Genomic DNA, 20,621 nt, shown 5'->3' on the forward strand with positions numbered 1-20,621 from the left:
TCGACGACTGAAGAAAAGGAAGATCATGAAGGTTAGCATCGAGAATCTGAGCCTCGCTTACTCGGGGAACACTGTTGTCCGCGACCTCGACCTGGAGATCGCCGACGGAGAATCCCTGGTGTTGCTGGGGCAGTCCGGCTGCGGTAAGACCAGCACGATGCGCTGTGTGGCAGGGCTGGAGACCCCCAGCGCCGGCCGTATCACCATCGGTGATCGGGTCGTCCACGACTCGAACACGAACAAGACGATCCCGCCACACAAACGCAACGTCGGCATGGTCTTTCAGTCCTACGCGGTGTGGCCGCACCGGACCGTGTTCGACAACGTGTCGTTCTCGTTGAAGATGCAGAAGATCAACAAGACCGAGATGAACCAGCGCGTCCTCGAGGCCCTCGACCTCGTCGGGTTGGGTGAAATGGCGCATCGTGGAGCGAGCTTGCTCAGTGGTGGTCAGATGCAGCGGGTGGCGCTGGCTCGGTCGTTGGTGATGCGCCCCAGCGTGCTGCTCCTCGACGAGCCGCTGTCGAACCTCGATGCCCGACTGCGCGAACGACTTCGGATGGAATTGCGAGAGCTTCAGCTCCGACTCGGACTGACCACCGTCTACGTCACGCACGATCAGGTCGAGGCGTTCGCTCTCGCCGACCGAATCGCGTTGATGCAGAACGGCCGAATCGTGCAGATCGGTACCCCCGAGGACATCTACACCTCACCGATGTCCGCCTCGGTGGCCGAGTTCCTCGGTGTCGGCAACATCTTCCGCGCCACGCCTGCCTCGGGACCGCGCTCGACGATGGAGCTGACGGACTTCGGGCAGATTGCAGTGTCGGTCGGTGCAGCGTCGGCGGCCGACGGGCCCGTCGTGGTGTGCCTGCGACCCGAGGATCTGTTGGTCACCCCGCTGGACGATGCCGAGCCCGAGGGCCAGTCCTGGATGGGCACAGTCGATGTCGCCAGCTACCAGGGTGCGTCCATTCGATACCGCGTCACACTGGACGACGGCCCCGAGATCGAAGCCGTCGCCACGGGACACGCGAGCCGAATCCTGGGAATGGGAGAACGCGCGCGGGTCACAGCAGTAGCGGGCGGAGCTCAGGTTCTCGTCGACGATCGAGTCGCCTCCGAGGCGGTGCCGGTATGAGCGCCCCCACCGACGATCGGCCTGTCATCACGACGAAGCCGCCGGTCGACACTCCGGCACCCCAACGCAGGCCGGGTCTGAAGAAGTGGGTTCCGACGCTTCTGCAGTTGGCTCTGCTCACCGTGATCGTGCTGTTCCCGATGTTCTTCATCGTGATGGGTGCCTTCACCGACAACGCCGAGCGCACGTCGCTGTTCGACTTCGGTAACTTCACCCTCGACAACTTCGCCTTGCTCGGATCCTCGACCGCGCAGAGCGCTCTGTGGAATTCGGCGCTGGTCGGTATCGGGTCCTCGATCGTCGCGCTGGCGATCGGGTGCACGCTCGCCTTCCTGGCAGCACGCACCAACGTTCCGGGTCGAAAGATGATTTACGGCATCGGTATTGCGCCGCTCTTCCTCCCGGCGCTCGTCGGTGCACTGGCCTGGGCATTGCTGGCCGGGCCGGCCACCGGTTACATCAACCTGGTGCTGACCGCGATCGGACTGCCCGGCTTCATCGACATCTACAGCTTCGGCGGGATGATCTTCATCCTCGGCATCTACTACGCGCCGTATCCGTTCCTGATGGTCCACTCGGCGCTCTCGTTGATGAATCCGGACCTCGAAGACGCCGCCAGTCTGCACGGTGCGAAGTTGACGAAGATGCTGAGCAAGATCACGTTCCCGCTCGTCATGCCTGCCGTGATCGGCTCGGGGATCCTGGTTTTCGCGCTCACCGTGGAGAACTTCCCGGTGGCACAGGTGATCGGTGTGCCCGGCGGAGTCGACACACTGCCGACCCTGATCTACCGATTGATGAACGCATCGCCTGCCCGCGGTAACGACGCCGCCGCTGTCGCAGTGGTTCTCACAGTCCTGTTGGTCGCCGTCGTCGCCTTCCAGCAGCGCGCGATGAGTAGCAAGGAATACACCACCGTCAGCGGCAAAGGTGTTCGGGCACGACAGGTTCCGCTGCGGGCATGGCGTATCCCGGCTGCAGTGTTCGCGTGGGTGTACTTCACCCTGGCCGTTCTCCTGCCGCTCGTCGCCCTGGTGTTGGCGGCTCTGCAGACCAGCCCGTACGTCGCGAACATCGGTCAGCTCTTCGACTCCGGTGCCCTGTCGTTCTGGGGACTGGGAGAAACGTTGCGCAGCGCTGACTTCCACAGCGTGATGACCAACAGCGTCATCGTCGGTGTTGCGACCGCCGCTATCGGTACCGCGTTCTGCTTCGCCTTGGCGTACACGAGGTACCGTACGAACGCTCCGGGCCGAAAGCTGTTGGAGTATCTGGCGATGTTGCCGCTGGCTGTTCCTGCCATCGTGCTCGGCCTGGGTTTGCTGTGGACGTGGTTGGCGCTTCCGCTGCCGATCTACGGAACACTCGCGGTGCTGGTGATCGCCTTCGTCGCTGTCACCATTCCGCAGGGCTACCGCGGTGTCTCTGCGTCGATCATCCAGTTGGACAAGGACTTGGAAGACAGCGCTGTCATGTTGGGTGCACGGCGGCACCGGGCGATCTCCTTCGTCACCGCTCCGCTGCTCAAGGTCGGTCTGTCCTCGACCTTCCTGCTGCTGCTCATGCTGTCCATGCGTGAGCTCACCGCCGCGCTGTTCCTGTTCACCTCCGACACGCGGCTGCTGTCGATCGCGATCTTCGACGCATACGACAACGGCTCGTTCCAGTCGGCTGCCGAGTTGAGCCTGCTGTACTGCGTCGTGATCGGTGTGCTCGCAATCCTCTCGCGTCGCTTCGGATCCAAGGAAACTGTCTGATGAGAAAATTGGTCACAGCAATCGCGCTGGGTATCGCAGTGGCTACGGCCACGGCCTGCTCACCGCCACCCGAACGCCCCGCTCTGGCTCGGGCGGCGGAGGAGATCGTCACCGACAACGGCCTCGTCATCGACGGCGAACAGATCGCCGATCCGGATCTGTGGACGCAGGCCCAGGCCGAAGGTGGCATCACCCTTTACAGCGGCTACACCGCGGTCACCGAGGCCACGGTGCTGAAGAACTTCGAGAAGGACACCGGACTCGACGTCAAGCTCGTGCGGCTCACCCCGAACCGGCTCTACGAGCGACTGGTGGCCGAGTACGGCGCGGGTCGTCTCGACGCGGACGTCGTGCGAATCTCCGATGCCGGATTCGTCAACGGACTCAGCGAGCGGGGTGTGTTCCAGCCGTACACACCGCCCACGGCCGGCGAGCTACAGGACGACGTGGTGTTCGACGGCGGCAACTACTACCGCACCTTCGACCCGATCTACACGATGGGCTACAACAGTGCGCTCATCGAGGGCGACGACAGGCCGGCGTCCTGGGCAGATCTTCTCGACGATCGGTGGAAGGGCAATCTGGGTATCGCCCAGGCCGGAGCCGGCGGTAGCGCACTGGCACTGACTCGGTTCCAGCGTGAGGTACTCGGCGACGACTATCTCCGCGAATACTCCTCGGAAGCAAGGGTGTTCGACTCCATCGGAGCTCAGCTCGACGCGCTCGCCCGCGGTGAGATCGAAGCAGGGACCGTCGTGGTGAGCAGCGTCAACATCGCCAACAACGAGAATGCGCCGGTCAACTTCGTGGTACCGGAGGAGGGACTCACCGCCTACGACTACTACACCGGTGTTGCATCCACAGCGAAAAACATTGCGGCCGCCCAGGTCTTCATGAACTGGAACCTCTCCAAGAGGGGACAACAGGTCTTCAGCGATCTCGGTGAGTACTCGGTGCGCAACGACATCGACCCGCCGGTGATCCGCGGAATCGAACTGCCGAAGTTCACCGACCCCAAGGTCAACCGAATCACGCAGTCGGAGTCGATCGAGAATTCCGCCGACGATCAGGAGGCCTGGAACGCGATCTTCGGTTACAACGAATAGGGTCGACGCTTCGTGGCCGCGACGTCCTCTGGGCGCGCGGTCGCGAGGCTGTGATCGCTGAGCTCTCACTCGAGCAAAGCTGTTGGACCACAGGGCCATGCTGTCTGCTGAGCAAGTAAGGATTACCCACGGACAGCGATCAGCGACGACAGGTACGGCGGTGGCGTCGTGAGCAAGTTCGGACGATCTTCAGCGAACCGCCGTCACTGCAATTCTTGCTGCGGCACCGATGGCCTGGTCGACCAGCGGCAGATACAGATCCATGCGCGCGGCACGGGTGTACACCGATACCGCGACAGGCTTTTCGCCCGGAAACGACACCACCGCAACCTCGTTGCGAATGGGCCCGATGGTGCCGGTCTTGCCCGCAACCTGTACATCGGGGTACGGAATTCCACTGCGGATCCGGTGTGGCCACACCTGCTGAGACAGAACGTGCTTCATGTACTCACATTGCTCCGGAGAGGCCGCGGTACCCGACCAGATTGCTCGCAGAACTGCGTTGCTGTCTCGGGGCGTGGTGCAGGAGGTGTAGGCGGGATCGAAACCAGCACTGTCGATCACCGTGTAATTGCTGGCCAGCAACCCCAGTGCCTCGTCCGCACTCAACCGGCCGGTATCCCGAACGATTTGATCGCCCAGTGCTTTCGTGCCACCGACGATGCGTGTGTGCTCGAGCCCGAGATCGTCGATCACCCGGGTCAGGGTATCCATGCCCAGTGCACCGAGAAGTGCGTCGGCGGCCGCATTGTCGGAGACGGTGATCATCGAGCGCGCGACGTCACGCCAACTCATCGTCACCGGATCGGCGTAGCTGGCAATACCCGTCGGCCCTGGACTGCACTGAGCCGGAACGAGCCGCACCGTGTCGGTGGGAATCAAGGTGCCGTCGTCGAATGCGCGTGTCGTAGCAACCAGCAGCACGATCTTCCATACCGATGCAGCAACGACTGGGTCGTCGCCCTCGAAGTCGACGAATGTCCCTGTGCCATCTGTCCGCTCGGCACGAACCCAACCCCGGCAACCCGCGTCGGCGAACACAGCGCGCAGGTGCTCGGTCGCACTCACCTGTTCGCTCGCAGCAGGATTCGATCCACGAGATCCGCCAACGACTCTGCTTCACCGTCGCGGCGTACGATCCGAACCCGCAGCGCGACGTCGTCGGACGCAAGGTCCAGATGCTCGGTGCCGGGTAAAGCCTTGCTTGCGGCGTGAACCAGCCCGAAACAGCGCCCCGACGCGACGCCGATGACGATCTCACGCGAGGTGTTCGCGACGAACACCTCTGGATCGAGGGCATGGCGTCGAAACGCGTCGAGCATCAGGTCGTGAGCGGGTGGATTGGCGCTGCGTGGCGCGGTGGCGAACATGAGGTCGGACAACATCGTCAGGCGTGGACGCTGAGCGCGCGCCGAACGATGACCGACGGGAACCATGACACGTCGGGGGAGTGCGATGACCGGGCCTGCCACCAGTCGGTCGACTACCACCGGGTGATCGACCACCGCGACGTCGAGTTCGTGTGCGCGTACACGGTCGAGCAACGACACCGCACCACCGGTCTCCACGCGCGCCTCGACGCCGACGGAGGTGGCGATGCGTGCGGCGATCCCGTCGTCCAGGTCAGGGATGAGGCCGATGCGGACCGACCCGGACGCTGTGAGTGATTCCGCGGTAGTGGTCAATCGGCGTGCGTCGTCGACGATCAATCGGGCCCTGGGTAACAGTGCGGCCCCGTGCTCGGTGATAGCAGCTCCGTCGGGGGTTCGCTCGACGAGTGTGAGCCCGAGATGCTTCTCCAGGGCCTTGATGGCCCGAGACACCGGCGGCTGTGTCACGCCGAGAGTGGCCGCGGCGCGGCCGAAGTGGCGTTCCTCGGCGACGGCGACGAAATACTCGAGATGGCGAACAAGATCCACCGATCTATTGAAGCACGCTCACCTGCTGCTATACCGAAGTGGAATGAACCGGCAGTGCCTCGGGACTTGGCTCGATCGCGCTCGGATGTGATCGGCTGACCCCATGCGTACCTCGACATCCACCCGGCTGATCACCGTGCTCGCGGCGGCGACGCTGACCTCAGGCGTTGCCTGCTCGTCGACGACCACCTCCGAACCACTGAGATCCGACACCAGCACGTCCCAGTCCACCACCGAACAGGCCTCGGCCGAACAGAATTATCTCGATCTCGAGGCCAGGGACGCCGCTCGGCTCGGCGTCAGTGCCGTCGACCTCGCCACCGGTTCCACCGACAGCCATCGCGGCGACGAACGTTTCGCATTCTGCTCGACGTTCAAGGTCTACGCCGTCGGCGCAGTTCTCGCAGCCGCGGATGCCGGAGAACTGCAGCTGACCGACACCAGAACGATCACCGAAAAAGACAAGGTGCCCGAGTCCGCAGTCGATTGGGCACCGGGGTCCGTCGTCACGATCGCGGACTTGGCGGCAGCCGCGCTGACCAAGAGTGACAACACATCCGGCAATCTTCTGATCCGCGAGGCAGGCGGAACCGACGCCCTCACCGAGTTCGCGAGATCGCTCGGCGACACCGAATTCCGGCTCGATCGCACCGAACCGGACCTGAACACGGCGATTCCGGGCGACCCGCGCGACACCACGACGCCGAACTCGATGGCCGCCGGCTACCGAACCCTGCTCCACGGCGACGTACTGACTCCGCCCTCGCGTGATCAGTTGCTGGCGTGGATGGCCGACACCCAGACCTCCGACGCCCGGTTCCGCGCCGGAATCCCCGAACAGTGGACCTCGGCCGACAAGACCGGCACCGGTAGCTACGGCGTCTCCAACGACGCAGGGCTGCTGCTCGGACCGGACGGACAGAAAATCCTGCTGGTCGTTCTCAGTACGACGGCCTCTGGTGTCGAAAATTCACCGGCCATGAATGCGCTCGTTGCCGACACGACCCGGGCGGTAGTCGACGAACTGCAGTGATTCTCAGCTCTCGGCGCGGCGGACGGCGTCGACCAGTGGGACGAGATCCGGCTCTGCCGACGCCTCGTCGAGGGCTTCTCTCAGCGCCGCGTCGTTGGTCGGCCGCGCCGCTTCGAGCAGTGCAAGTCCTTCTTCGCTGACGTCGGTGTAGATGCCGCGTCGATCGGTCGGGCACAGGTAGCGCGTGAGCAGGCCGCGATCCTCGAGCCGGGTGACCAGGCGGGTCGTCGCGCTCTGGCTCAATACGACGGCGTCGGCTACCTGCTTCATCTGGAGGTGGCCGCCGACCCCGTCGTGCTGCCTGCCCAGGACGTCGAGCAGCCAATACTCGCGCGCACTGAGATTGTGGTTGGTCTGCAGCGCCCGCTCGATGCGGCTCTCGATACGTCCGTGCAGAACCGCAAGCGCAAGCCAATTCTGCGCAAGGGCAGTCAGGGCGGGGTCGTGTGCGCTCATGTGTCGTGCCTCTCGATGCCTGTACGCGTGACCACCCACCATACCGCGCCGACAATTAACGGCGTCTGCAATCAATAGCTCCGACAGCGCCTACTGTGGAATGTATGCGCATCGACGACCTCGATCCCGAACTGCACGCTGTGGTGTCCGACGTTCCGGTCGTGGACTTTCGCGACATCACGGCTGCTCGGGCTGCGGCGACGAGTGGTCCGGTCCGTTTGTCCGCGGATGTTGTTGTCACGGACTCGGTTGCCGAGGCCGACGGGCACTCTGTCGGTGTTCGTATCACCGGTCACAGCCGGGTCTCGGATCGTCCGATGCCGATTGTTGTCGAAATGCACGGCGGCGGTTTCGCATTGGGTTCGGCGGCCTCGAACGATGCTGGCAACGCAGGCCTCGCGGCTGCGCTGCAGTGTGTCGTCGTTGCCGTCGACTATCGGTTGGCCCCCGAGTTCCCCTATCCCGCAGCCGTTCACGACTGTGTCACAGCAGTTCGGTGGGCGGTCGATACTGCCGATAGCATCGGTGGTGACCCGGGGCGGATCGGTCTGTTGGGAACCAGTGCCGGAGCGTGTCTGGCTGCGTGCACCGCATTGGAACTTCGTGACAGCGGGGGTCCGAGACTGGCAATGCAGGCACTGATCGAACCGGCACTCGACGACAGAGCCGACTCGCCGTCGATGAAACAGGGCGTCGACGCCGTGTTCTGGAACACCGGCAATGCGGTTCTGAGTTGGCAGCACTATCTCGGAGGTCGGGTTCCGGACGAACGCACATCCCCGGCTCGACGACGAGATCTCGAGGGCCTACCGCCGACCTATCTCACCGTCAACGAACTCGACCCCCTGCGCGATCAGGGTATCGACTATGCCCGCCGACTTCTGGCCGCAGGTAACAGAACCGAATTCCATTGCTGGCCTGGCGCATTCCATGGATTCACCATGTTCGACACGGCGCTGTCTCGTCGCACCCGGGCAAGCGATGTCGCCGCGATGGATCGTCTGATGAACGGTTCCGTCAGCAGCTGAGTCCCTCCGCAATTACGCAACGAGATTGCCGACGGCCCACATCATGTGGTCACGCACCGCAGCTGTCGCATCGTCGGGCACCCCGGCCTCGATGGCGTCGACCATCTCGTGGTGGCGGTCGGCATCCATGTTGCCCAGGGCGCGATCACGTCCGGCGTACATGATCGACATGTGGATCGAACCTTCGAGACTCGTCCACGAGTGCAGCAGTGTCTCGTTGTCGGCCGATCGACACAGCAATCGATGGAAGTCGAGATCTGCCTCGATGCGGTCGTCGAGTGTCTCGTCCTTCGGGGCCTGTTTGAGCAGCTGCAGTGCTGCCCGCAATTCCGCGACTATGCGGGGACGCTCAGGATGTCGAGCGATTTCGGCTGCAGCCAAGCCCTCCAATGCGCCCCGCACCGAGAAGATGTCGTGAATCTCCTTGGTGTCGAGGTGGCGTACGTGCAGACGCCCGCGCGCACCGGTGACGACAAGGCCTTCCTGCTGCAATTGCCGTAGGGCCTCGCGCAGAGTGCCTCGACTGATCTGCAAGCGCTCGGACAGTTCGGTCTCGACCAGGGCGCTGCGGGGACGAAGCTCACCGCTGGTGATGGCAGATCGCAGAGCGGTGACCGCCTGCTGACGCAGGTTGGTCTTCTGCAGTCCGAGAAGTGCGCCGGGTTGCCCCATGGCGGGGGCTCCTTTCGTCGATGACGTCTCACTGCAAACAGTCGACTGACAGCTGTTGACAGTAAGTGTACGTCCGGCGTCGACGACCCTCGGACTGCAAAGCCGCATCGTGTCAGAGTCCTGCCATGATGCGGGCTTCCATACTGGACGTCGAGAGGCCGTAGCGATCGTGCAATGTGGGTAGGGCACCCGCGGCAAGGAACTCGTCGGGCAAAGAGATCGCACCGACCTTCTTGCCGAGTCCGCGCTCGACGATCGCCGAGGCGACGGTCTCGAACAGACCGCCGATCTTGGTGTGGTTCTCGCAGGTGAAGGCCAACCGAGGTGTATCCAGCTCAGCCAGAACAGTATCGGCGTCGAACGGCTTGATCGTCGGAGTGTGCACCACCGCGACGTCGATGTTGTGTTTCTCGAGATTCTTCGCTGCCTGCAACGCGCGCATCGTCATCAGGCCGCTCGATACCAGCACCACATCGTTGCCGGGTCGGATGACCTTGGCTTTTCCGAGCTCGAAGGTGTAGTCGTACTCGTCGAGCACGGTTGCCACCTTGCCGCGAAGCAAGCGCAGGTAGGTCGGCCCGTCGGAGGCGGCGAGTTGGGGGACTGCCTGGCTGATGTCGACCGAATCGCACGGATCGACGATCGTCAGGTTCGGCATCCCGCGAAAGATGGCGATGTCCTCGGTGGCCTGGTGGCTCGGTCCGTATCCCGTGGTGAGGCCGGGAAGGCCGCCGATGATGTTGACGTTCAGATTGGGTTCGGCGATATCGAGGCACAGGAAGTCGTATGCCCGACGGGCCGCGAACACCGAGTACGTCGACGCGAACGGGATCAGTCCGGTCTCGGCCATGCCGGCGGAGGCTCCGAGGAGTAGCTGCTCGGCCATGCCCATCTGGAAGAAGCGATCGGGAAACGCCTGGGCGAAGATATGCATGTCGGTGTACTTGGCGAGGTCGGCGCTGAGGCCGACGATCTTGTCGTTGTTCTGCGCGGCTTCGACGAGAGCGTGACCGAACGGTGCGTCGGCGGTGCGCTGGCCTGGATCGACGAACGATGCAATCATCGCCGATGTCTTGAGTTTGGGGGGAGTGGTGGTGGTCATGCCTGAACCTCGTTTTCCTGCAGGTAGGTCGGGTCGGTGAAACGCTCGGTCAACTGGTCGCGGCAGATGCTCCACTCGCTCTCGTCGATGCGCATGAAGTGCGCCTTCTCCCGGTTTTCGAGCAAGGGGACTCCGTAGCCGATCTTGGTGTCGCAGATGACGATCGAGGGTGTTCCGACGGGCTCGGCTGCGGCGCAGGCAGAGTCGAATGCGGCAGACAGGGCCGCGGGATCGTTCCCGTTCACGCGGTAGACGTTCCACCCCATTGCAGCCCATTTCTCGTGAACGGGCTCGATTCCGAGCACACCTGCTGTGGGGCCGTCCGCCTGGAGCGCGTTCATGTCGACCATGGCGATGAGGTTGCCGAGTCGGTGGTGATGGGCACCCATCGCGGCCTCCCAGGTGGAACCTTCGTCCAGTTCGCCGTCGGAGAGAAAGTTGAATACCCGCGACGCGGAACTCTGATGGCGGAGTCCGAGTGCCATCCCCACTGCGACGGTCAGTCCGTGGCCCAGCGAACCGCCAGAGATTTCCATACCCGGTGTGTAGGTTGCCATTCCGGACATCGGGAGGCGGGACTCATCCGAGCCGTAGGTCTCGAGTTCGGCGACGGGGACGATGCCCGCCGCGGCCAGGGCGGCGTAGAGGCCGATGGCGTAGTGGCCGGTGGAGAGCAGAAAGCGGTCGCGTTCGGCCCATTCGGGATCCTCGGGCCGGTAGTTCAACCTGTCGGCGTACACGGCAGCGAAGATGTCCGCAGCGCCGAGGGCCTGCCCTACGTAGCCCTGTCCCTGAGCTTCGCCCATATCGATGACGTGGTGGCGCATGGCGTACGCGAACTCGGCTGCGTGTTCGATCCTGGTCTTCGAGTCATGCTGTGCTGCTTCGGTTATCGTGCTCACAGTAATTCCTTTGCGCGTGTGGTGGCCGGAAAATTCGCTGGGGTGTCGAGTTCTGCCTGTGCCGCGAGGCGTCTCTCGGTCGGGCCCCAGGTTTCTTTGGTGACGATGGCGGAGCCGAGGCCGATCAGGGCGTATGCAATGAACAGCAAGGCCGGTCCGAGCCACCCGAGCCAGACGAACAGCAGCGTCGTGATGAACGGAGTGAAGCCGGAGACCATGGCCGAGATCTGGTACGCCAGTGAAGCTCCCGATGCACGGCGAGAGGCATCGAACAGCTCGGGGAACCAGGCACCCTGAGAGCCGGCGAGGGCGTTCTGGCAGACGGCGTAGGCGAGAACGATGGTCGCGATGACGAACATGAACAGGCCCGTGTTCACCAGAAGGAACATCGGTATTCCGAACAGTGCGGCGAAGCTGCACACCGCGATGTACAGGGGGCGTCGTCCGATCCGGTCGGTGAGGGCGGCCCAACCGGTTGTGGCGAAGATACCGATGAACGAAGCAATACACAGTGCGGTGATGGTCTCGGACGTGGTCGCCAGCTCCTGCGTGTGCAGGTAGGAGATCATGTAGGTGACGGACACTGCGTATCCCGCAGTCTCGGCGATACGAAGACCGATGCCGCGCAGAATGTTTCGCCAGTCGTGCTTGATGGCCTCTTTGATCGGAGACTTGGAGACGCCTGCTTCTTTGACGTCGTCGAACACCGGCGACTCGGGAACCTTCGAGCGGATGATCAGGCCGACTGCGACCAGGACGATGCTGAACAAGAAGGGCACTCGCCAGGCCCAGTCGCCGCCGAGGTGCACGCTTCCGAGGAAGACGAGGTTGGCGAGCAGTAGTCCGACGGGGAAGCCTGCCTGCACGATGCCGGTGAACTTGCCTTTCTTGCGCCACGGCGCGTGCTCGTAACTCATCAGAATCGCCCCGCCCCATTCGGCACCGAAGGCGAGTCCCTGGATGATGCGCACCACCACGAGCAGGATCGGCGCGATGATGCCGGCTTGGGCATACGTGGGCAGCAAGCCGATGGCGAAGGTGGCGATGCCCATGAGGATCAGGGAGCCGACCAGCACGGGTTTACGGCCTACGCGATCGCCCAGGTGTCCTCCGACGATGCCGCCGAGGGGGCGGGCGGCGAAGCCGACGCCGAGGGTGGCGAAGGCCGCCAGTGTGCCGGTGACGGAGTTGGAGCCGGGGAAGAATGCGGTTCCGAAGTACAGCGCGGCGGCGGTACCGAAGCCGATGAAGTCGTACGTTTCGATGACGGCACCGACCGAAGATCCGACGGCGACGCGTTTTGCGTCTTTCGTGCCGTGAACCGGTCCGCGCATCTGCAGAGCATCTGTGCTCATGGGGACTCTCCTGCTGAGGTGTTGGTTTCAAACTCGTCCAAGTGACCGTCGACTGTCAACACCACGAGTGTGACCCATTGCACTGTCAACAGTCAACCGGCGACGGTTGACGAAGAGACGGAGAGGTGCTTACTGTGGTCCGCATCACGACGACAGGAGGGAGGCTCGGATGTTCGATTCGCGGCTGGGCTGCTCGACGATCTCGTTTCGGCACCTACCTCTGCGCAGCGCGCTCGAGGTCATCGGCGAGCTCGGTTTCACGGAAATCGACCTGGGATCGCTACCAGGGGTGTGCGACCACGTACCCCTCGACCTGGACGATCGTGGTGTTCGCGAGGTGGTGGAGGCCGTGCAGCGCTCAGGCCTGGCCGTCCGGTCGATCAATTGCGATGTCGGCGATATGAACAATCCGGCGACCGACCTCGAGGCGTCCCTTCATCTCGAACGACTGCTCGAGTTGGCCTCTCGGGTGGGGGCGCACGCGCTCGTTCTACCGAACGGTGCCCTCACGCATGAGCCCATCGAGTCCCTCGACTCCGATCTCGATCGGGTTGCGGCCAACCTGAACTATGCGTCGACACGGGCACATCGGCACGGCGTCGACATCTGGACCGAGTCGCTGCACGTGTTCCGACTCTGTTGCACCACCGGGCGCGCGGTCGCGTTGGCCGAGCGCATCGATCCGGCGATCGGCATCGTCATGGACTTCAGCCACATTGTTGCCTCCGGCGGCGACCCGGCTCACTTCGCGCGGTCGATGGGCAGCCGAATCTCGCACGTTCACATTCGCGATTCGACCCGAGGCGAGGTCAGGCTCGATGAACCCGACGCCGTCGACAAGCCGGGCAACATCAACATCAGCGTGGGTCGCGGCGAGGTCGACTTCCGCGGCGGCATCGATGCCCTCGGATCTGCGGGATTCACCGGCCATTTCGCGCTCGAACTCGAGACGAGAGACATCTCCGACAAACAACGTCCGGCGGCGACCGCTGCCGCCGGAGACCTGATCACCGAACTTCTACTCGACACACACCAGGAGCCATCATGACCACAACCATCCGTACCGCAGTGATCACCGGGGCTACCTCCGACAAGGGAATCGGCCGCGCCACCGCAGAGCGCTACGCCGAGGACGGCTGGGGCGTCGTCATTCTCGACCTCGACGGCGAGAAGTCCGAGAAAGTCGCAGCAGAGATTGCGGCCGCGTACAACGTCGCTGCGTTTGGACACGCCATCGACGTATCGGACGAGGATTCCGTTCTGAAGGCCTATGCAGCAACGAAATCGGAGGTCGAAGCAGGGAACCTGCCACCGGTCGGAGCCGTGGCGAACATTGCTGGCATCACGTCCCCGGTGCCGTTTCTCGAAACCACGGTCGAATTGTGGAACAAGGTCTTCGCGGTCAACGCCACCGGAACGTATTTGGTGACGAAAGCGTTTCTGCCGGACATGATCGAGCAGCGTTGGGGCCGCATCATCACGATGTCTTCGGTCTCGGCACAGCGCGGCGGCGGAGTGTTCGGCAAGGTACCCTATTCCTCGGCCAAGGCCGCTCTGCTCGGCTTCACGAAATCCCTTGCCCGCGAGTTGGAAGACACCGGCGTGACGATCAACGCGGTCACCCCGGGAGCGGTGGACACCAACATCCGCGTCGGAAGCACCGACGAACAGGAACGTGCGATAGCCCAGGGCATTCCGCTCGGACGCACCGCCACCACCAGAGAAGTCGCCTCCGTCATCACCTTCCTGTCGTCCGAGGATGCCGCGTACCTCACCGGCACCACGATCGACATCAACGGTGGAAGCCACATGCACTGAGAACCACAGAACGGAACACCATGAAGTACAAGTCACTCGACGTGCAGCTGCCTCCGCCGATCGCCGGCGTGTGGGAATGGCAACTTCGAGCCCAGTGCAGAACGATGCCGATATCGATGTTCTTCCCGGACAGAGGATTGCGTGGCCCTACCCTCCGGCGCATCGAGGCCGAGGCAAAGGCCATCTGTCGGCAGTGTCCGGTACTCGAGTCCTGCCTGGCACATGCCGAGCAATGCGACGAGCCTTACGGAATCTGGGGTGGGCTGACCGAACGCGAGAGGACTACGAGGGTCGACGTGCGATGATGCGTCGAGCATGCGCCAGCACCGGGGCATCTACCATCTGACCACGAAAGGTGAAGACGCCGCGGTTGTGTGCGACGGCGTCGAGTACGGCGGTGGCCCACTCGACGTCGTCGGGGGACGGCGCGTAGGCCTGGCGAATGACGGGGATGTGGCTCGGGTGAATGGCCACCTTGCCGTCGAAGCCGACGGCCACGGCATCGTCGGCTTCCGCGCGGACACCGTCGAGATCGGGGATGTCGAGGAACACCGAGTCCAATGCGAACACCCCGCGTGCCTTGGCTGCGAGCAAGGTCTGCGACCGAACATGCTGCGCCACATCGCGGTACCGGCCACCGGTGTGTCTGCTCGAGTTGCCGCCCATGGCGGCCACCAGATCCTCGGCACCCCACATGGCACCGATGGCATTGTCGGCGGCGAGGGCGTCGAACACCGTCATCGCGCCGAGCGGAGACTCGATCAGCGTGACGACGTTCAACGGAGCCAAAGCCGCAATCTGCTGGGCCGATTCACATTTGGGGAGCATCACGGTCGTGTACTCGGTCCGCTGCAACGCCTCGAGGTCCGCAGCCTGATCGTCGGTGCCGTGCGCGTTGACACGAACGATGGTGCGCGACGGATCCAGCGGGGTGGTGACCACGGACTCACGGGCACCTGCTTTGTCCGCGGCACCCACGGCGTCCTCGAGATCGAGAATGACCACATCTGCTCGGGCTGCGGCCTTCTCGTACCGTTCGGGGCGGTCGGCCGGGCAGAACAGCCACGCCGGCCCCGGCGGAACCCAGTTCACGATGCGTCCTCCGGTGGTTGCATGCGGACGAGCGTCTTGCGCACCGCCACTGCGACGATGTCCCCGTGCTGATTTCGGCCGGTGTGGGTGAACGTCACGATGCCTTCACCAGGGCGGGATTTCGATTCGCGCTTGTCCGAGATCACGGTCTCGGCGTAGAGGGTGTCGCCGTGGAACAGTGGCTTGGGAAACGACACCTCCGAGAAGCCGAGGTTCGCCACGATGGTGCCCTGAGTCAACTGCGTCACCGACAGTCCGACAAGAGTGGAGACGGTGAACATCGAATTCACCAGACGCTGGCCGAACGCTGTCGTCTCGCTGTAGGCGGCATCGAGGTGCAGGGCCTGAGTGTTCATCGTCTGCGTGGTGAACAGGGTGTTGTCGGCCTCGGTGATGGTGCGGCCCGGCCGGTGCTCGTAGACGGTGCCGAGCTCCATCTCCTCGAACCACAGGCCGCGCTGGCGAATCCTCCTGTCGCTCATAGTCCCAGGCTCCGGGCGATCAGCATCAGCTGAACCTCGGTTGTACCCTCACCGATTTCGAGGATCTTGCTGTCGCGGTAGTGGCGAGCGACGACGTACTCGTTCATGAAGCCGTAGCCGCCGTGAATCTGCGTCGCGTCACGCGCATTGTCCATCGCGGCCTCGGAGGCGACGAGCTTGGCGATGGACGCTGCCTTCTTGAACGGCTTGCCCGCCAACATCAGTGCTGCCGCGTCGTAGTACGCGGTTCGCGCGGTGTGGGCGCGGGCCTCCATGCGGGCGATCTTGAACGAGATCGCCTGATTGCGCGCGATCGGTGCACCGAAGGCCTCACGCTCCTTGGCGTACTTCACGCTCTCGTCCACGCAGCCCTGCGCCGCACCCACCGACACCGCCGCGATCGCGATCCGGCCCTCGTCCAGAATGTGCAGGAAGTTCGCGTACCCGCGGCCCTCCTGCCCGAGCAGATTCTCCTGTGGCACGCGCACATCGGTGAAGCTGAGCGGATGCGTGTCCGACGCGTTCCAGCCGACCTTGTTGTAGGCCGCTTCGGCGACGAACCCGGGGGTGTTCGTGGGAACGAGGATCGACGAGATCTGCTTGCGTCCGGTCGCCTCGTCGACGCCGGTCACCGCGGTGACGGTGACGAGCTCGGTGATATCGGTGCCGGAGTTGGTGATGAACTGCTTGCTGCCGTTGATGATCCAGTCGCCGCCGTCACGCTTGGCGGTGGTCTTGGTGCCGCCCGCATCGCTGCCGGCACCGGGCTCGGTCAGACCGAATGCGGCCAGGGCCTTGCCTGCGGTGAGCTTGGGCAGCCACTGCTGCTTCTGTGCGTCGTTGCCGAAGCGGTACACCGGCATGGCACCGAGCGAGACGCCGGCTTCGAGGGTCATGGCGACGCTCTGATCGACCTTGCCGAGCTCCTCGAGCGCCAGGCACAGCGCGAAGTAGTCGCCGCCCATGCCGCCGAACTCCTCGGGAAATGGCAGGCCGAACAGGCCCATCTCCGCCATGCCTGCGACTACCTCGTACGGAAAGGAATGCTCGGCATCGTGTTTCGCCGACACCGGCGCTACGACCGTTCTGGTGAAGTCGGCAACGGATTTGACCAGTTGCTGGTACTCGTCGGGCAGATTCGACGACGACAGGTGATCGGTCATGGCTGGTCCTCTTCGGTGGGTGTGGGAACGATTCGGGCGAGGATCTGATCGACGGGGACCTGATCGCCCACTGCGACAGTGAGTTCGACCGTGCCGTCGATCGGGGTGGTCAGGGTGTGTTCCATCTTCATCGCCTCGACGACGACGATGGCGGTGCCTGCGGTGACGGCACTGCCGGTGGTTGTTCCGATGGCGATGATCGAACCCGGCATCGGCGAGAGGATCTCGGCGTCACCGGAGTGCGCATCGTCCTCGCGGACGCTGGCCTCGGCAATCCGATCGATGCGCCAGGTGCCTCGAGAACTCGAGATCCAAGTGGCCGAGCCGTTTCGGGCGAAGGTCATCGACTCGCGTAGACCGTCGATCACCAGATTCACGGAATCCTCGGTGGTCGTTGCCCGGAGGGTGCGCGGCGATCCGTCGTCGACGACGACCGTCGCCGCATCGAGGGTTCCGGTGATGGACACGTGCGCCGTCCGACCCCCGGACGCGAGGCGACGTTGGAACGACGCTTTCGCTCCGACTCGCCAACCCGATGGTGTTGCCCAGATGTCCTGTCCCGCCGCCTGCCACTCGTCGAGCCACTGCACGGCGGTGGCGGCGATCAATGCCTCGTCGGTCGCCTCGGCCGCTGCGAAGTCCTCGACGCGACGGTCGAGCAGGCCGGTGTCGAGATTGCCTGCGCGGACGTCGTTGTCGGCGAGCAGGAACCGGGCGAACTCGATGTTGGTGACGACGCCGAGCACCGCGGTGTCGGCCAGTGCACGATCGAGGCTGCGCAGTGCGGTCGCGCGATCGGGTCCGTGCGCGATGACCTTCGAGAGCATGGGGTCGTAGTTGCTACCCACCTCTGTTCCGACGGCAAGACCGGAGTCGACGCGGATCCCCGGTGCCGATGGCTCGCGCAGTCCGACGACGGAACCGCCGGTGGGGAGGAATCCGCGACCGGGATCCTCGGCGTAGACGCGGGCCTCGATCGCATGTCCGGTGAGCGTGATGTCGTCCTGCGCGAGAGTCAGGGGCTCACCCGACGCCACCCGCACCTGCCATTCGACGAGGTCGAGGCCGGTGACCATCTCGGTGACCGGGTGCTCGACCTGCAGGCGGGTGTTCATCTCCATGAAGAAGAACTCGTCGGGGCGTTCGGCCGAGACGATGAATTCGACTGTGCCGGCACCGGAGTAGTCGACACTGCGTGCAGTGTTGCAGGCGGCCTCGCCGATGCGAGCGCGAGTTGCCTCGTCGAGCAAGGGAGACGGGGCCTCCTCGATCACCTTCTGGTGCCTGCGCTGCAGGCTGCATTCGCGTTCGCCGAGGTGGATGACGTTGCCGTATCCGTCGGCGAGAATTTGGACTTCGATATGTCTGGGCCGCAACACGAATCGCTCGAGGAAGAGGGTGTCGTCGCCGAACGACGACGCCGCTTCCCGTCGCGCGCTGGTCAACGCGGCGGGTAGATCTTCGGCGCGCTCGACCAGACGCATACCTTTTCCGCCGCCACCGGCGGAGGGTTTGACCAGAACCGGGAATCCGACGTCGGGAGCGCCGGCGATGAGGTCGGCGTCGGTGAGGCCGGGGCGGGAGATGCCGGGGACGACGGGGACCCCGAAGGCGCTGACGGCGGCTTTGGCGGCGATCTTGTCGCCCATCACTTCGATGGCTTTCGCCGGTGGCCCCAGAAATGCGATTCCGGCTTCGGCACAGGCGGATGCGAACTCGGAGTTCTCGGAGAGAAATCCGTATCCCGGATGAATGCCCTGCGCTCCTGTGGCTTTCGCGGCCGCGATCACCTTGGCGATGTCGAGGTAGCTCTCGCGAGCGTTGGCGGGACCGAGGCGTACTGCGGTGTCGGCCTCGTGCACGTGGCGGGCGTCGGCGTCGGCGTCGCTGTAGACGGCAACGGTGCGAATCCCCATGCGGCGCAGTGTTCGTGCCACCCGCACAGCGATCTCGCCGCGGTTGGCGATCAGAACGGTGTCTATCGTGGTCATGTCCGTCACATCCTGAAAACGCCGTAGGAGACCGGCTCGAGCGGTGCATTGGCGCACGCCGCGAGGGCCAGTCCGAGTACCTGCCTGGTGTCGGCCGGGTCGATGATGCCGTCGTCCCACAGGCGGGCCGTCGAATAGTAGGGGTTGCCCTGGCTCTCGTACTGCTCGCGAATCGGAGCCTTGAACGATTCCTGATCCTCGTCGCTCCACGGCTGACCCGCCGCGTCGAGTTGTTCGCTGCGCACCGTTGCGAGCACAGACGCAGCCTGCTCGCCGCCCATCACCGAGATTCGCGCGTTGGGCCACATGAACAAGAAACGTGGTGAATACGCTCGGCCGCACATCGAGTAGTTGCCTGCGCCGTAGGAGCCGCCGATGACAACGGTGATCTTGGGGACGCGGGCACACGCCACTGCGGTGACCATCTTCGCGCCGTGTTTGGCGATGCCGCCTGCTTCGTAGTCGCGGCCGACCATGAAACCGGAGATGTTCTGCAGAAAGACGAGCGGGATACTGCGCTTGTCGCACAGTTCGATGAAATGTGCGCCCTTCATGGCAGATTCGGCGAACAGCACACCGTTGTTGGCGATGATTCCGACGGGGTGACCGTGGAGGTGAGCGAATCCTGTGACGAGCGTCTTGCCGTATTCGGCCTTGAACTCGTCGAATTCGCCGCCGTCGACCACCCGGGTGATCACTTCACGCACGTCGTACGGGGTGCGGGGATCGGTGGGGACGACGTCGTAGAGCTCGGTCTGGTCGGCTACCGGATCACGCGTCGTGACGACGTCCCACGGGCGTGGAGTGCGGGGCCCCAGCGTCGACACGATTCGGCGGACTCGGTGCAGTGCGTCTCGGTCGTCCTCGGCGAGATGGTCGGTGACGCCGGAGATCTTCGAATGCAGATCACCACCGCCGAGTTCTTCTGCGGTGACGACCTCGCCGGTCGCGGCCTTCACCAGTGGCGGGCCACCGAGGAAGATGGTGCCCTGGTTCTTGACGATGATGGCTTCGTCGCTCATCGCAGGCACGTAGGCACCGCCTGCGGTGCACGAACCCATGACCGCGGCGATCTGCGCAATTCCCTTGGCGCTCATGGTCGCCTGATTGAAGAAGATGCGGCCGAAGTGGTCGCGGTCGGGAAAGACTTCGTCCTGTCGCGGGAGAAATGCACCGCCCGAGTCGACGAGGTAGATGCACGGCAGGGTGTTCTGCAGTGCGATCTCCTGCGCGCGCAGATGCTTCTTGACCGTCATCGGGTAGTACGTGCCGCCCTTGACGGTGGCGTCGTTGGCGACGATCACACATTCGCGGCCGGAGACGCGGCCGATGCCGGCGATCACTCCTGCGCCGGGGCACTCGTCGTCGTAGAGACCGTTGGCAGCCAGTGGTGCGATCTCCAGGAACGGGCTGCCGGGATCGAGTAGTTCGTCGACGCGGTCGCGGGGGAGGAGTTTGCCGCGCGCGATGTGGCGTTCCCGGGATTTCTCGCTACCGCCGAGCGCCGCCGCGGCGAGCCGCTCGGCCAGCTCATTGGTGAGAAGCTCGTGATCTGCCCGGTTGGCAGCAATATCGATTGCCATGAGGTGCACGCCTTAGGGGTT

General features: G+C 64.0%; 20 protein-coding genes. 8 read left to right on the forward strand and 12 right to left on the reverse strand.

The genetic code is table 11. From position 1 onward, the window contains the following. The first annotated feature begins 25 nt into the window (after window positions 1–25). From CH251_RS20745 to CH251_RS20755, 3 genes are read left to right on the forward strand one after another with little or no spacing between them, the layout of a single operon-like run. The gene (locus CH251_RS20745) at window positions 26–1,141 is read left to right on the forward strand and encodes an ABC transporter ATP-binding protein (protein WP_094614818.1); all 1,116 of its coding nucleotides are present in this window, start codon (window positions 26–28) and stop codon (window positions 1,139–1,141) included. Then, the gene (locus tag CH251_RS20750; RefSeq protein WP_094614819.1) at window positions 1,138–2,898 is read left to right on the forward strand and encodes an iron ABC transporter permease; all 1,761 of its coding nucleotides are present in this window, start codon (window positions 1,138–1,140) and stop codon (window positions 2,896–2,898) included. The genes CH251_RS20745 and CH251_RS20750 overlap by 4 nt, the downstream gene beginning before the upstream one ends. Further along, complete coding sequence (locus CH251_RS20755; RefSeq protein WP_094614820.1) at window positions 2,898–4,004, forward strand: ABC transporter substrate-binding protein; 1,107 nt, start codon at window positions 2,898–2,900, stop codon at window positions 4,002–4,004. Before CH251_RS20750 ends, CH251_RS20755 begins: the two co-directional genes overlap by 1 nt. 189 nt (window positions 4,005–4,193) lie before the next feature. Here CH251_RS20755 and CH251_RS20760 read toward each other — a convergent pair whose 3' ends face one another. Both CH251_RS20760 and CH251_RS20765 read right to left on the reverse strand, forming a co-directional pair. Further along, window positions 4,194–5,072: a serine hydrolase gene (locus CH251_RS20760; protein ID WP_094614821.1), complete on the reverse strand. Its 879-nt coding sequence runs from the start codon at window positions 5,070–5,072 to the stop codon at window positions 4,194–4,196. Beyond that, on the reverse strand, window positions 5,069–5,923 hold the full coding sequence (locus CH251_RS20765) for a LysR family transcriptional regulator (protein ID WP_094614822.1): 855 nt from the start codon (window positions 5,921–5,923) through the stop codon (window positions 5,069–5,071). Before CH251_RS20765 ends, CH251_RS20760 begins: the two co-directional genes overlap by 4 nt. A 103-nt stretch (window positions 5,924–6,026) precedes the next feature. Here CH251_RS20765 and bla point away from each other — a divergent pair, with 103 nt between their 5' ends. Then, window positions 6,027–6,956 (forward strand): class A beta-lactamase, encoded by a 930-nt coding sequence (gene bla / locus CH251_RS20770; protein ID WP_094614823.1) that lies wholly within the window; start codon window positions 6,027–6,029, stop codon window positions 6,954–6,956. 3 nt (window positions 6,957–6,959) lie between these two features. Here the strand turns inward: bla and CH251_RS20775 are convergent, their stop codons facing one another. After that, complete coding sequence (locus CH251_RS20775; RefSeq protein ID WP_094614824.1) at window positions 6,960–7,412, reverse strand: MarR family winged helix-turn-helix transcriptional regulator; 453 nt, start codon at window positions 7,410–7,412, stop codon at window positions 6,960–6,962. A gap of 104 nt (window positions 7,413–7,516) precedes the next feature. Between CH251_RS20775 and CH251_RS20780 the strand changes: the two genes are divergently transcribed. After that, on the forward strand, window positions 7,517–8,440 hold the full coding sequence (locus CH251_RS20780; RefSeq protein ID WP_094614825.1) for an alpha/beta hydrolase: 924 nt from the start codon (window positions 7,517–7,519) through the stop codon (window positions 8,438–8,440). 12 nt (window positions 8,441–8,452) lie between these two features. Here CH251_RS20780 and CH251_RS20785 read toward each other — a convergent pair whose 3' ends face one another. The 4 genes from CH251_RS20785 to CH251_RS20800 form a co-directional block, all read right to left on the reverse strand. Next, a complete protein-coding gene (locus tag CH251_RS20785) occupies window positions 8,453–9,112 on the reverse strand; it encodes a GntR family transcriptional regulator (protein ID WP_094614826.1) in 660 nt (219 codons plus the stop codon). 112 nt (window positions 9,113–9,224) lie between these two features. Continuing rightward, a complete protein-coding gene (locus CH251_RS20790) occupies window positions 9,225–10,214 on the reverse strand; it encodes a transketolase family protein (RefSeq protein ID WP_094614827.1) in 990 nt (329 codons plus the stop codon). After that, on the reverse strand, window positions 10,211–11,122 hold the full coding sequence (locus CH251_RS20795; RefSeq protein WP_094614940.1) for a transketolase: 912 nt from the start codon (window positions 11,120–11,122) through the stop codon (window positions 10,211–10,213). Before CH251_RS20795 ends, CH251_RS20790 begins: the two co-directional genes overlap by 4 nt. Further along, the gene (locus CH251_RS20800; protein ID WP_094614828.1) at window positions 11,113–12,471 is read right to left on the reverse strand and encodes an MFS transporter; all 1,359 of its coding nucleotides are present in this window, start codon (window positions 12,469–12,471) and stop codon (window positions 11,113–11,115) included. The genes CH251_RS20795 and CH251_RS20800 overlap by 10 nt, the downstream gene beginning before the upstream one ends. A gap of 169 nt (window positions 12,472–12,640) precedes the next feature. Between CH251_RS20800 and CH251_RS20805 the strand changes: the two genes are divergently transcribed. Genes CH251_RS20805 through CH251_RS20815 form a run of 3 tightly spaced genes read left to right on the forward strand, consistent with a single transcriptional unit; the run spans window position 12,641 to window position 14,594 of the window. Next, the gene (locus tag CH251_RS20805) at window positions 12,641–13,519 is read left to right on the forward strand and encodes a sugar phosphate isomerase/epimerase (RefSeq protein ID WP_094614829.1); all 879 of its coding nucleotides are present in this window, start codon (window positions 12,641–12,643) and stop codon (window positions 13,517–13,519) included. Further along, entirely contained in the window at window positions 13,516–14,289 is a 774-nt protein-coding gene (locus tag CH251_RS20810) for an SDR family NAD(P)-dependent oxidoreductase (RefSeq protein ID WP_094614830.1), read from the forward strand. Before CH251_RS20805 ends, CH251_RS20810 begins: the two co-directional genes overlap by 4 nt. Window positions 14,290–14,309: 20 nt before the next feature. Next, window positions 14,310–14,594, forward strand: coding sequence for a WhiB family transcriptional regulator (locus tag CH251_RS20815; protein WP_094614831.1), 285 nt, complete (start codon window positions 14,310–14,312; stop codon window positions 14,592–14,594). On the opposite strand, the gene CH251_RS20820 is transcribed toward CH251_RS20815, so the two are convergent. The 5 genes from CH251_RS20820 to CH251_RS20840 are packed head-to-tail and all read right to left on the reverse strand — an operon-like array spanning window position 14,572 to window position 20,600. Further along, window positions 14,572–15,381 (reverse strand): CoA ester lyase, encoded by an 810-nt coding sequence (locus CH251_RS20820; RefSeq protein WP_094614832.1) that lies wholly within the window; start codon window positions 15,379–15,381, stop codon window positions 14,572–14,574. The two genes, CH251_RS20815 and CH251_RS20820, sit on opposite strands and share 23 nt — an antisense overlap. After that, the gene (locus tag CH251_RS20825; RefSeq protein WP_094614833.1) at window positions 15,378–15,863 is read right to left on the reverse strand and encodes a MaoC family dehydratase; all 486 of its coding nucleotides are present in this window, start codon (window positions 15,861–15,863) and stop codon (window positions 15,378–15,380) included. The genes CH251_RS20820 and CH251_RS20825 overlap by 4 nt, the downstream gene beginning before the upstream one ends. Then, window positions 15,860–17,026, reverse strand: a complete 1,167-nt coding sequence (locus CH251_RS20830; protein ID WP_094614834.1) for an acyl-CoA dehydrogenase family protein — start codon at window positions 17,024–17,026, stop codon at window positions 15,860–15,862. The genes CH251_RS20825 and CH251_RS20830 overlap by 4 nt, the downstream gene beginning before the upstream one ends. Continuing rightward, window positions 17,023–19,017 (reverse strand): acetyl/propionyl/methylcrotonyl-CoA carboxylase subunit alpha, encoded by a 1,995-nt coding sequence (locus CH251_RS20835; protein ID WP_094614941.1) that lies wholly within the window; start codon window positions 19,015–19,017, stop codon window positions 17,023–17,025. Before CH251_RS20835 ends, CH251_RS20830 begins: the two co-directional genes overlap by 4 nt. 5 nt (window positions 19,018–19,022) lie before the next feature. Then, a complete protein-coding gene (locus CH251_RS20840; protein WP_094614835.1) occupies window positions 19,023–20,600 on the reverse strand; it encodes a carboxyl transferase domain-containing protein in 1,578 nt (525 codons plus the stop codon). Window positions 20,601–20,621: the final 21 nt, after the last annotated feature.

This window comes from Rhodococcus sp. 06-462-5, assembly GCF_002258315.1.
Classification (GTDB): Bacteria; Actinomycetota; Actinomycetes; order Mycobacteriales; family Mycobacteriaceae; genus Rhodococcoides.

Bases quoted from the DNA above. Each gene is read 5' to 3' on its own strand.
- CH251_RS20745 (WP_094614818.1), top strand. From the start codon at position 26: ATGAAGGTTAGCATCGAGAATCTGAGCCTCGCTTACTCGGGGAACACT.
- CH251_RS20750 (WP_094614819.1), top strand. From the start codon at position 1,138: ATGAGCGCCCCCACCGACGATCGGCCTGTCATCACGACGAAGCCGCCG.
- CH251_RS20755 (WP_094614820.1), top strand. From the start codon at position 2,898: ATGAGAAAATTGGTCACAGCAATCGCGCTGGGTATCGCAGTGGCTACG.
- bla (WP_094614823.1), top strand. From the start codon at position 6,027: ATGCGTACCTCGACATCCACCCGGCTGATCACCGTGCTCGCGGCGGCG.
- CH251_RS20775 (WP_094614824.1), bottom strand. From the start codon at position 7,412: ATGAGCGCACACGACCCCGCCCTGACTGCCCTTGCGCAGAATTGGCTT.
- CH251_RS20780 (WP_094614825.1), top strand. From the start codon at position 7,517: ATGCGCATCGACGACCTCGATCCCGAACTGCACGCTGTGGTGTCCGAC.
- CH251_RS20785 (WP_094614826.1), bottom strand. From the start codon at position 9,112: ATGGGGCAACCCGGCGCACTTCTCGGACTGCAGAAGACCAACCTGCGT.
- CH251_RS20790 (WP_094614827.1), bottom strand. From the start codon at position 10,214: ATGACCACCACCACTCCCCCCAAACTCAAGACATCGGCGATGATTGCA.
- CH251_RS20800 (WP_094614828.1), bottom strand. From the start codon at position 12,471: ATGAGCACAGATGCTCTGCAGATGCGCGGACCGGTTCACGGCACGAAA.
- CH251_RS20805 (WP_094614829.1), top strand. From the start codon at position 12,641: ATGTTCGATTCGCGGCTGGGCTGCTCGACGATCTCGTTTCGGCACCTA.
- CH251_RS20810 (WP_094614830.1), top strand. From the start codon at position 13,516: ATGACCACAACCATCCGTACCGCAGTGATCACCGGGGCTACCTCCGAC.
- CH251_RS20815 (WP_094614831.1), top strand. From the start codon at position 14,310: ATGAAGTACAAGTCACTCGACGTGCAGCTGCCTCCGCCGATCGCCGGC.
- CH251_RS20825 (WP_094614833.1), bottom strand. From the start codon at position 15,863: ATGAGCGACAGGAGGATTCGCCAGCGCGGCCTGTGGTTCGAGGAGATG.
- CH251_RS20830 (WP_094614834.1), bottom strand. From the start codon at position 17,026: ATGACCGATCACCTGTCGTCGTCGAATCTGCCCGACGAGTACCAGCAA.
- CH251_RS20835 (WP_094614941.1), bottom strand. From the start codon at position 19,017: ATGACCACGATAGACACCGTTCTGATCGCCAACCGCGGCGAGATCGCT.
- CH251_RS20840 (WP_094614835.1), bottom strand. From the start codon at position 20,600: ATGGCAATCGATATTGCTGCCAACCGGGCAGATCACGAGCTTCTCACC.